The organism is Rhizobium sp. M1 (assembly GCF_002531805.1).
Classification (GTDB): Bacteria; Pseudomonadota; Alphaproteobacteria; order Rhizobiales; family Rhizobiaceae; genus Rhizobium; species Rhizobium etli_C.
Genome location: NZ_NWSW01000095.1, coordinates 1 through 2481, shown reverse-complemented (window position 1 = coordinate 2481; position 2481 = coordinate 1). Strand labels below are relative to the sequence as shown.

Here is a 2481-nt window from a genome sequence, read left to right as displayed (position 1 = left end):
GTAAGCGGTGCATTGACCCCGTCTGGCAATAGCGGGGGATCGGGCTTATTCGTGTGAGCTCAGGGAATGAGCTTGGTATGAATTGCTATGTCTGAACCCATGTCCGAACATAGAACGTTCCATATGATCGAAGCCGTTGCGGGTCGCCTGGAGGGCGCGCCGCGAGAGGTTCGACGTTGGTCAGATGCGTTGAAGGCTCAGGCGGTAGCCGAAAGCATGGAGGCGGGTGCGAGCGTTTCTGCGATAGCGAGGCGCATAGGGATCGACCCATCGCAATTGTTCACGTGGCGGCGCAATGCCCGACTGAAAGCGGAGGCTGTTGTTGATACGGCTCGGGGCGAAAGCTCCACCGCGGACATCATGATCGGCGACGCTGTGATCCGGGTGAATGTTGCGATCGACGAGCCCCATCTCGTCAGGCTGATCCGCGCGGTACGCTCTGCATGATCCCGGCTGGCACGAAGGTCTTCTTGGCCAGTCATCCGGTTGACTTCCGCAAAGGTCCGGACAGTCTTTTGGCGCTGGTGCGTGATGCTGGAAGCGATCCCTTCAATGGCTCGCTCTACGTTTTCCGCGCCAAAAGAGCAGACAGAATCAAGATCGCCTGGTGGGATGGCTCAGGCGTCTGCCTATATTCGAAGCGGCTCGAAAAAAATCGGTTCGTCTGGCCGAAAATCGGGCATGCCCGCGTGCAGCTCAACCACGCCCAACTGATGGCGCTGGTCGATGGGATGGACTGGAAGCGCGTGCGCACGGTTGCAGTAAAGCGGCCGGAATGTGCTGGGTAAAGCCCTGCGGCAGAGTGAATCAGGCGGCTGAAACTGAGGGAAAATCTCGCCGAAATATGCTCTACATAAGGGCATGACACCAGCCGATATCGAGCTTCCTGATGACGTTGATGCGCTGAAAGCCATGGTCATGGCGATGGCAGCAAAGGCTGCGCGCGCCGATGTTCTGGAAGACGAAGTTGCTGATCTGAAGGCCCGTAATGCGGACGCGGACGAACAGATCGCCAAGCTCAAGCTGATCCTCAAAGCCTTCAATCGTTACCGGTATGGCCGCCGCTCGGAAAAGCAGGGCAAGACCATTGACGCGGATCTCGATGAGCAAGGCGCGTTTGTCTTCGAAGAAATCGACACCGGCATCGCCGCGATCGAGGCGCTGGTTGCCAAGGGTCGCAATCCAGCCGCTGCAAAGCGTGCGCCGCGTCCACGCAAGGGCTTCCCTCCGCATCTGGAGCGAGTCCATGTGGTCATCGAGCCGGACGAGCTTCCCGAGAATGCGGGTAAGCAGAAGGTTCTGATCGGTGAAGATACCTCCGAGCGGCTTGATTTCATTCCGCCAAAGTTCCGGGTGATCGTCACGCATCGCCCGAAGTACGCCTTCAAAAATGAGGACGGTGTCATCCAGGCATCGGCGCCGGCGCATATCGTTGAAAGTGGCATTCCGACGGAAGCGCTGCTCGCCTATATCGCGGTTTCCAAATATGGCGACGGGTTGCCGCTCTATCGACAGGAGGCGATCTTCCTGCGCGACCATGTCGACGTCGAGCGCGGTATCATGGCGCGGTGGATGGGTAAGCTCGGGTTCGAACTTGAGATCCTCGCGGACTACACCTTCAGCCAGATCAAACGAGGTGAACGAATATTCGCCGACGAGACGACATTACCGACACTTGTTCCCGGATCGGGGTCGGCAAAGACAGCGTATTTATGGGCGTACGCGCGGGACGATCGACCGTTCGGCGGCAGTGGCCCGCCGATGGTGGCCTATCGTTTTGAAGACAGTCGATCCGGCGATTGTGTCGCTCGGCATCTCGAAGGCTATCGCGGTATCCTGCAAATCGACGGATACACTGCCTATAACCGTGTTGCCCGCCCTGACGGTGGAAACGACGGCGCTCTATTGGCAGGATGCTGGGCGCATGGTCGCCGTCGGTTTTACGAACTGCACGCGAACGACAGTTCCAAGGTGGCAACGGCGACAATCGAAAAGATGGGCGCACTTTGGTCGATCGAAGAAAAGGTGCGTGGACAAAGCCCCGATGTTCGCGTTGCCGCCCGCCAAGTGGCCTCCGCTGCAGTCGTTGCCGATCTCTACAAACTCTGGCAGGACACGCTGCCCCGCATCTCTGGAAAATCAAAGCTCGCCGAGGCCATTCGCTACGCCCTTAATCGACGGGAAGCCTTCGAACAGTTCCTCCATGACGGGCGCATCGAAATAGACTCCAACATTGTTGAGCGTGCAATCAGACCCCAGGCAATTGTCCGGAAGAACAGCCTATTTGCCGGAAATGCAGGGGGCGGAAGGACTTGGGCCACGCTCTCTACGCTCATCCAGTCCGCCAAGATGAACGAAGTCGATCCGCTGGCCTGGCTGACGCAGACGCTTGAGCGTATCGCCGCAGGTTGGCCATCAAGCGATCTCGAGGCTCTGATGCCCTGGAACTTCAAGAAGTAACGGCCTCACGTCACCGCTTAC

General features: G+C 58.4%; 3 protein-coding genes. All 3 read left to right on the top strand.

Annotated elements, in window-relative coordinates; all coding sequences use genetic code 11:
• Positions 1–123: 123 nt before the first annotated feature.
• The 3 genes from CO655_RS32970 to CO655_RS32960 all read left to right on the top strand — a co-directional run bounded on the left by CO655_RS32970 (position 124) and on the right by CO655_RS32960 (position 2460).
• Entirely contained in the window at positions 124–447 is a 324-nt protein-coding gene (locus tag CO655_RS32970) for a transposase (protein WP_245424019.1), read from the top strand.
• Positions 448–470: 23 nt separating this feature from the next.
• Positions 471–788 carry an IS66 family insertion sequence element accessory protein TnpB gene (gene tnpB / locus CO655_RS32965; protein ID WP_210201043.1) on the top strand — a complete coding sequence of 106 codons (318 nt, stop codon included), beginning with the start codon at positions 471–473 and terminating at the stop codon, positions 786–788.
• Positions 789–861: 73 nt separating this feature from the next.
• The gene (locus tag CO655_RS32960; protein ID WP_097667964.1) at positions 862–2460 is read left to right on the top strand and encodes an IS66 family transposase; all 1599 of its coding nucleotides are present in this window, start codon (positions 862–864) and stop codon (positions 2458–2460) included.
• Positions 2461–2481 lie beyond the last annotated feature (21 nt).